The organism is Streptomyces silaceus (assembly GCF_001419745.1).
Lineage (GTDB): Bacteria > Actinomycetota > Actinomycetes > Streptomycetales > Streptomycetaceae > Streptomyces > Streptomyces silaceus.
Map to the genome: position 1 here is coordinate 1 of NZ_LIRJ01000318.1, position 7,368 is coordinate 7,368.

Annotated in this window: 7 protein-coding genes and 1 tRNA gene; 5 read left to right on the plus strand and 3 right to left on the minus strand. The window is 67.4% G+C overall.

Annotation, left to right across the window (positions count from 1 at the left end; all coding sequences use genetic code 11):
- From AOK22_RS27090 to AOK22_RS27100, 3 genes are all read left to right on the plus strand, one after another.
- Nucleotides 1–1,768: branched-chain amino acid ABC transporter permease (locus tag AOK22_RS27090; RefSeq protein WP_055701339.1), on the plus strand; the 1,768-nt coding region annotated here is incomplete at its 5' end.
- Nucleotides 1,769–1,772: 4 nt separating this feature from the next.
- A complete protein-coding gene (locus AOK22_RS27095; RefSeq protein WP_237773595.1) occupies nucleotides 1,773–2,594 on the plus strand; it encodes an ABC transporter ATP-binding protein in 822 nt (273 codons plus the stop codon).
- Complete coding sequence (locus tag AOK22_RS27100; RefSeq protein ID WP_055701340.1) at nucleotides 2,594–3,310, plus strand: ABC transporter ATP-binding protein; 717 nt, start codon at nucleotides 2,594–2,596, stop codon at nucleotides 3,308–3,310. Before AOK22_RS27095 ends, AOK22_RS27100 begins: the two co-directional genes overlap by 1 nt.
- Nucleotides 3,311–3,398: 88 nt before the next feature.
- Here AOK22_RS27100 and AOK22_RS27105 read toward each other — a convergent pair whose 3' ends face one another.
- Nucleotides 3,399–4,055 (minus strand): ANTAR domain-containing response regulator, encoded by a 657-nt coding sequence (locus AOK22_RS27105; protein ID WP_055701341.1) that lies wholly within the window; start codon nucleotides 4,053–4,055, stop codon nucleotides 3,399–3,401.
- A 92-nt stretch (nucleotides 4,056–4,147) separates the two neighbouring features.
- Here AOK22_RS27105 and AOK22_RS27110 point away from each other — a divergent pair.
- Nucleotides 4,148–4,230 (plus strand) — tRNA-Leu (locus AOK22_RS27110).
- An 86-nt stretch (nucleotides 4,231–4,316) separates the two neighbouring features.
- Entirely contained in the window at nucleotides 4,317–5,105 is a 789-nt protein-coding gene (locus AOK22_RS27115; protein WP_055701342.1) for a helix-turn-helix domain-containing protein, read from the plus strand.
- 23 nt (nucleotides 5,106–5,128) lie between these two features.
- Here the strand turns inward: AOK22_RS27115 and pyk are convergent, their stop codons facing one another.
- Together pyk and AOK22_RS27125 are read right to left on the minus strand one after the other, a co-directional pair.
- Complete coding sequence (gene pyk, locus AOK22_RS27120; RefSeq protein ID WP_055701343.1) at nucleotides 5,129–6,565, minus strand: pyruvate kinase; 1,437 nt, start codon at nucleotides 6,563–6,565, stop codon at nucleotides 5,129–5,131.
- Between the two features lie 120 nt (nucleotides 6,566–6,685).
- Nucleotides 6,686–7,368, minus strand: a 683-nt coding sequence (locus AOK22_RS27125) for an SIMPL domain-containing protein (protein ID WP_055701344.1), incomplete at its 5' end; no start/stop codon positions are given.

The following is a 7,368-nucleotide window of genomic DNA, read 5'->3' on the forward strand; positions in this document are numbered from 1 at the left end:
ACCCGGCCCCGCCCGCGCACTCGCCACCGGCGGCGGCATCCTCACCATCATCTCCGCCTTCCTCGCCTGGACCTGGACCGCCGCGTTCCCCGGCGACCTCACCGTCTACGGCTACCCCGGCGGCCTCCAGTGGCTCGTCCTCATCGCGGGCGCCCTCACCACGCTCTACGCACTCGCCTCCTACGGCATCAAGGGCCTGCACGTCATCGCCCCCGCCGGAGCCGACGCCGCCCTCAAGTACGCGGCACTCGCGGCCTTCGCCACCACCTGGTACACCATGTTCGCCATCAGCGAGGAGCTCGGCGGACTCGCCAACCTCGAACCCGGCGGCTGGATCGCGGCCATCGCCACCCTCATCGCCCTCGTCGGCGCACTCGCCCTGCCCTTCGAACGGCCACACACCTACCCGGTGGACCCCGAGGACAGCTCCTGGGAACAGCTCAAGCACCGCGCACGCAACGGCAAGACGATCCTCAAAGGCGCCTTCGCCGCCGAACCGGCCGCCCCACCACGCAAGCTGAACTCCTCCGTCGAGATCCTCGTCATCATCGCCGCCCTCGCCGTCGGCCTGTTCGTCTTCACCTACGGCATCGGCACCGAGTACGACCAGCTCTTCATCGGGTTCCTCATCACCGTCGGCCTCGGCTTCGCCGCGCTCTCCAAGGCCGGACTCGTCGCCTACGTCTCCGCCTTCACCGCACGGCACCGCAACGTCACCCTCACCGGAGCGTTCCTCGCCGCCGCGGCCTTCCCCTTCACCCAGAGCGACGACCAGTACGCCACCATCGGCGTCTACATCCTCATCTTCGCCACCGTCGCCCTCGGCCTGAACATCGTCGTCGGCCTCGCCGGACTCCTCGACCTCGGATACGTCGCCTTCCTCGGCGTCGGCGCCTACGCCGCCTCCATGGTCTCCGGATCCCCCGCCTCACCCTTCGACATCCACCTGCCCTTCTGGGGAGCCATCCTCGTCGGCGCCTGCGCCTCCCTCATCTTCGGCGTCCTCATCGGCGCCCCCACCCTGCGACTGCGCGGAGACTACCTCGCCATCGTCACCCTCGGCTTCGGCGAGATCTTCCGCATCGCCGCCAACAACTCCGACGGATCCTCCGGACCCGACATCACCAACGGATCCAACGGCATCTCCTCCATCCCCAACCTGAAGATCCTCGGCTTCGACTTCGGCGTCGAGCACAGCATCCTCGGCTTCACCATCGGCCGGTTCGCGAACTACTTCTTCCTGATGCTGCTCATCACCCTCGTCGTCGTCCTCGTCTTCCGCCGGAGCGAGAACTCCCGCATCGGACGCGCCTGGGTCGCCATCCGCGAGGACGAGACCGCCGCCCTCGCCATGGGCATCAACGGCTTCCGCGTCAAACTCATCGCGTTCGCCCTCGGCGCCTCGCTCGCCGGACTCGCCGGCACCGTCCAGGCCCACGTCACCTACACCGTGACCCCCGAGCAGTACCAGTTCGCCAACTCCGTACCACCCAACTCCGCCTTCCTCCTGGCGGCCGTCGTCCTCGGCGGCATGGGCACCATCAGCGGCCCCCTCGTCGGCGCCGCACTGCTCTACCTCATCCCGAACAAGCTCCAGTTCCTGGGCGACTACCAGCTCTTCGCCTTCGGCCTCGCACTCGTCCTCCTCATGCGCTTCCGCCCCGAAGGCCTCATCCCCAACCGCCGCCGCCAGCTCGAGTTCCACGAGGCCGAACTCAGCCCCGGCGAGACGCCGCCACCCGCAGCCCTCAGCAAGACAGGGGTCTGACCCAATGACAACCGACACCACCCAAGAGGACCGCACCCCGGCCACCCCGACCGGCCAGACCGTCCTCGACGCCCGCGGCGTCACCATGCGCTTCGGCGGCCTCACCGCCGTCCGCTCCGTCGACCTCACCGTCAACAGCGGCGAAATCGTCGGCCTCATCGGCCCCAACGGCGCCGGCAAAACCACCTTCTTCAACTGCCTCACCGGCCTCTACATCCCCACCGAAGGCGAAGTCCGCTACAAAGGCGACGTCCTCCCCGCGAAATCCTTCAAGGTCACCGCCGCGGGAATCGCCCGCACCTTCCAGAACATCCGCCTCTTCGCCAACATGACCGTCCTCGAGAACGTCCTCGTCGGACGCCACACCCGCACAAAAGAAGGCCTCTGGTCCGCACTCCTGCGCGGCCCCGGCTTCCACAAAGCCGAAGCGGCGTCCAAAGCACGCGCCCTCGAACTCCTCGAATTCGTCGGCCTCGCCGACAAAGCCGAGCACCTCTCCCGCAACCTCCCCTACGGAGAACAGCGCAAGCTGGAGATCGCCCGCGCCCTCGCCAGCGAACCCGGCCTCCTGCTCCTCGACGAGCCCACCGCCGGCATGAACCCCCAGGAAACCCGCGCCACCGAAGAACTCGTCTTCGCCATCCGGGACATGGGCATCGCCGTCCTCGTCATCGAGCACGACATGCGCTTCATCTTCAACCTCTGCGACCGCGTCGCCGTCCTCGTCCAGGGCGAAAAACTCGTCGAAGGATCCAGCGAAACGGTCCAACAGGACGACCGCGTCATCGCCGCCTACCTCGGCGAACCCTTCGAGGAGAACAACTGATGACCGCACTCCTTGAGGTCGAGGACCTCCGCGTCGCCTACGGCAAGATCGAAGCCGTCAAAGGCATCTCGTTCACCGTCGAAGCAGGACAGGTCGTCACCCTGATCGGCACCAACGGCGCCGGCAAGACCACCACCCTGCGCACCATCTCCGGCCTCCTCAAGCCCGTCGGCGGCTCCATCACATTCAACGGAAAGGCCCTGCGGAAATACCGCGCCGACCAGATCGTCGCACTCGGCCTCGCCCACTCCCCCGAAGGCCGGCACATCTTCCCCCGCATGACCATCGAGAACAACCTCCGCCTCGGCGCCTACCTCCGCTCCGACAAGGCAGGCATCGAAAAGGACATCGCCCGCGCCTACGACCTCTTCCCCGTTCTCGGAGAACGCAGGAAACAAGCAGCGGGCACCCTCTCCGGCGGCGAACAGCAAATGCTCGCCATGGGCCGCGCCCTCATGTCCCAGCCGAAACTCCTCATGCTCGACGAGCCCTCCATGGGCCTCTCCCCGATCATGATGCAGAAGATCATGGAGACCATCGCCGAGCTGAAGTCCCAGGGCACGACGATCCTCCTCGTCGAACAGAACGCCCAGGCCGCGCTCTCCCTCGCCGACGCCGGCCACGTCATGGAAGTCGGCAAGGTCGTCCTCTCCGGAACCGGCCAGGACCTCCTCCACGACGAGTCCGTACGCAAGGCGTACCTCGGCGAGGACTGACCCGCCCCACGCGTATCCGCACACGCGACGAGGCCCGCACCCCCGGTCGGGGTGCGGGCCTCGCCCTGTGTATTCGTACGATCCGGGGCTAGCCCTTCGACGCCTTCTTCTCCTCGGCGTCCTCGATGACCGCCTCCGCGACCTGCTGCATCGACAGACGACGGTCCATCGACGTCTTCTGGATCCACCGGAACGCGGCGGGCTCCGTCAGGCCGTACTCCGTCTGCAGGATCGACTTCGCCCGGTCCACGAGCTTCCGCGTCTCCAGACGCTGCGAGAGGTCGGCGACCTCCTTCTCCAGCGTCTTCAGCTCCGTGAAGCGGGACACCGCCATCTCGATCGCCGGGACGACGTCGGTCTTGCTGAAGGGCTTCACGAGGTACGCCATCGCGCCGGCGTCACGGGCGCGCTCGACGAGGTCGCGCTGCGAGAACGCGGTGAGCATCAGGACCGGGGCGATGGACTCCTCGGCGATCTTCTCCGCCGCGGAGATGCCGTCGAGGACGGGCATCTTCACATCGAGGATCACGAGGTCCGGCTTGTGCTCACGGGCCAGCTCGACGGCCTTCGCACCGTCACCGGCCTCGCCGACGACGCTGTACCCCTCTTCCTCCAGCATCTCTTTGAGGTCGAGCCGGATCAGGGCCTCGTCCTCGGCGATGACGACGCGGGTCGTCAGCGGCGGGACGTGCGACTTGTCGTCATCGGACACGTCGGTGGGCTGGGGCGACTCGGGGGCGGTCACGGGGGCTCCTCGTTCATGGCAGGTGCGCTGCCCTAGCAGGGTACCTAGCTGCGGTGTCACACGGTGACCCGGTACACTTCCGGCAGCGCCTGGCCGGGTTGGTGGAACGGTATACACGGAGGTCTCAAACACCTCTGCCTGAGAGGGCTTGCGGGTTCGAATCCCGCACCCGGCACCTTCCGATGAAGCGGAGGTCCACGTTCTCGTGGACCTCCGCTTTTTTGCTACACACGGCCACGGTCAGTCGCGCAGAGTGGTCGCATGAATTCTCACGGTACAGAGGTCCGACAGCGCGCCCTTACCCTCCTTCGCAGCGGGGCCAGGAACGCGGAAGTCGCCCGCACGCTGAATGTACCCCTCGGCACCATCAGCTATTGGCTCCACATGGATCGCGCCAAACGCGGAGAGTGTCCCGGCAGGCACGACCCCCAATGCCCTCGCTGCGACGGCCGCGATCTCGACGAGGCCGCCTATTCGTACCTTCTGGGGCTCTACCTCGGGGACGGCCACATCGTCCAGTATTCGCGACACCGAGTACCCAGCCTCATGATCACTTGTGGTGACACGTGGCCGGGCCTGAAGGACGACTGCGAGCAGGCCATGCGCACGGTATTTCCCGACAACTCCGTCTGTCGGGTCGCAAAGGTCGGCTGCCAGAACATCAAGGTCTATTCCAACCACTTACGGTGCATGTTTCCCCAGCACGGGCCCGGCAAGAAACACGAGCGCACCATCGCTCTCGAACCATGGCAGCAGGAGATTGTCGGCACCCGTCCTTGGGAACTCGTCCGGGGCCTCATCCACTCCGACGGCTGCCGCATCACGAACTGGACGACTCGGCTCGTCGCCGGCGAGCGCAAGCGCTACGAGTACCCCCGGTACATGTTCACCAACAAGTCCGACGACATCCGCCGCCTCTACACCGACACCCTCGACAAACTGGGCGTCGCCTGGACGCACTGCACCCGTCACGGGAACGCGTACAACATCTCCGTCGCCCGCAAAGCCTCCGTAGCCCTCATGGACACCCACGTCGGCCCCAAGCACTGACCGACCGGCGACGGGGCCGCCCCCTACTTCGGGCTGTCGTCCTCGCCGATGTGGTGGATGCGGACCAGGTTGGTGGAGCCGGGGACTCCGGGAGGGGAGCCGGCGGTGATGACGACCGTGTCGCCCTTCTGGCAGCGGCCGATCTTGAGGAGGAGCTCGTCGACCTGGTCGACCATCGCGTCGGTGGAGTCGACGTGCGGGCCGAGGAGGGTCTCGACGCCCCACGTGAGATTGAGCTGGGCGCGGGTGGCCGGGTCGGGGGTGAAGGCGAGGAGCGGGATGGGTGAGCGGTAGCGGGAGAGGCGGCGGACGGTGTCGCCGGACTGGGTGAAGGCGACGAGGAACTTCGCGCCGAGGAAGTCGCCCATCTCGGCGGCGGCGCGGGCGACGGCGCCGCCCTGGGTGCGGGGCTTGTTCCGCTCGGTCAGTGGGGGCAGTCCCTTGGCGAGGATGTCCTCCTCGGCCGCTTCGACGATGCGGCCCATCGTGCGGACCGTTTCGACGGGGTACTTTCCGACGCTGGTCTCGCCGGAGAGCATGACGGCGTCGGTGCCGTCGATGACGGCGTTGGCGACGTCGCTGGCCTCGGCCCTGGTGGGCCGGGAGTTGTCGATCATCGAGTCGAGCATCTGGGTGGCGACGATGACCGGCTTGGCGTTGCGCTTGGCGAGCTTGATGGCGCGCTTCTGGACGATCGGGACTTGTTCGAGGGGCATTTCGACGCCGAGGTCGCCGCGGGCGACCATGATGCCGTCGAAGGCGGCGACGATGTCCTCGATGTTGTCGACGGCCTGGGGCTTCTCGACCTTGGCGATGACGGGGAGGCGGCGGCCCTCCTCGTCCATGATGCGGTGGACGTCCTCGATGTCGCGTCCGGTGCGGACGAAGGAGAGGGCGATGACGTCGAAGCCCGAGTTCAGGGCCCAGCGCAGGTCGGCTTCGTCCTTGTCGGAGAGCGCGGGGACGGAGACGGCGACGCCGGGGAGGTTGAGGCCCTTGTGGTCGGAGACCATGCCGCCTTCGACGACGGTGGTGGTGACGCGGGGCCCGTCGACCGCGGTGACTTCGAGGGTCACTTTGCCGTCGTCGACGAGGATGCGTTCGCCGGTGGTGACGTCGTCGGCGAGGCCGTCGTAGGTGGTGCCGCAGATCTGGCGGTCGCCTTGGACGCCGTCCTCGACGGTGATGGTGAACTCGTCGCCCCGTTCAAGGAGTACGGGGCCTTCGCTGAAGCGGCCGAGGCGAATCTTCGGGCCTTGAAGGTCGGCGAGGATGCCGACGCTGCGGCCGGTCTCCTCGGAGGCCTTGCGCACGCGCTGGTAGCGCTCCTCGTGTTCGGCGTAGGTGCCGTGGCTGAGGTTGAAGCGGGCCACGTCCATTCCGGCTTCGACCAGTGCCTTGATCTGGTCGTACGAGTCGGTGGCGGGGCCCAGGGTGCAGACGATTTTCGCTCGGCGCATGCTTCGACCCTAGGCCTTACCGGTGGGTAGAGAATTGGTCAGGCGTGACTACTCAACAACCTTTGCATGAAGGGTTATTGACAAGTGTTGAAGTGTGCGGGAGGGCGCTCCGATGAGCGGTCACCGTGCGGGCTTCGGGTTCAATTCCGGTGGCGTCATGGTGAATCGGGCGTTGACCTGCGCGTAGACGTGCTGGCGTTGGGGTTCGAGGTCGAGGGGCGGTGCTTCGCCGGCGAGGTCGGGGGCGCCGTAGGAGGCGGCGCGCATGCCTCCGGCGGGGCCGCCGTAGCCGAGGGCGGGGGCGTTCTCGGCGCCGATGTCGGCGAGTTCGACGAGGGCGGCGGGGGTGGTGTCGAGTGCTTCGGCGTATTCGCGGGCGCGCTGGACGGCTTCGCGGACGGCTTGCTGGCGGGCGCGGCGGTGGACGGGTGAGTCGGGGCGCAGGGTCCACCAGGGTCCGTCGACGCGGGTGAGGTCGAGGGCGGCGAGGCGGGTGGCGAGTTCGCCGAGGGCGGTGAAGTCGGCGAGTTCGGCGGTGATGTGGACGCGGCCCTGGTAGGAGTGGATGCGCTCGCCGCGGCCGTGTTTGGTGAGTTGGGGGGTGATGGTGAAGGCGCCGGTCTCCACTTTCTCGATGGCGTCGCCGTAGCTCTTGACGAGGTCGAGGGCGGTGGCGTTGCGTCGTGTGAGGTCGGCGAGGGCTTCGCGGCGGTCGGTGCCGCGGGCGCTGACGGTGATGCCGATGCGGGCGATCTCGGGGTCGACTTCGAGGTGGGCTTCGCCGCGGACGGCGAGGCGGGGGG

What these genes read in the sequence shown, in the direction of transcription:
- AOK22_RS27095 (WP_237773595.1), top strand. Translation starts at nt 1,773, where the DNA reads ATGACAACCGACACCACCCAAGAGGACCGCACCCCGGCCACCCCGACC.
- AOK22_RS27100 (WP_055701340.1), top strand. Translation starts at nt 2,594, where the DNA reads ATGACCGCACTCCTTGAGGTCGAGGACCTCCGCGTCGCCTACGGCAAG.
- AOK22_RS27115 (WP_055701342.1), top strand. Translation starts at nt 4,317, where the DNA reads ATGAATTCTCACGGTACAGAGGTCCGACAGCGCGCCCTTACCCTCCTT.
- pyk (WP_055701343.1), bottom strand. Translation starts at nt 6,565, where the DNA reads ATGCGCCGAGCGAAAATCGTCTGCACCCTGGGCCCCGCCACCGACTCG.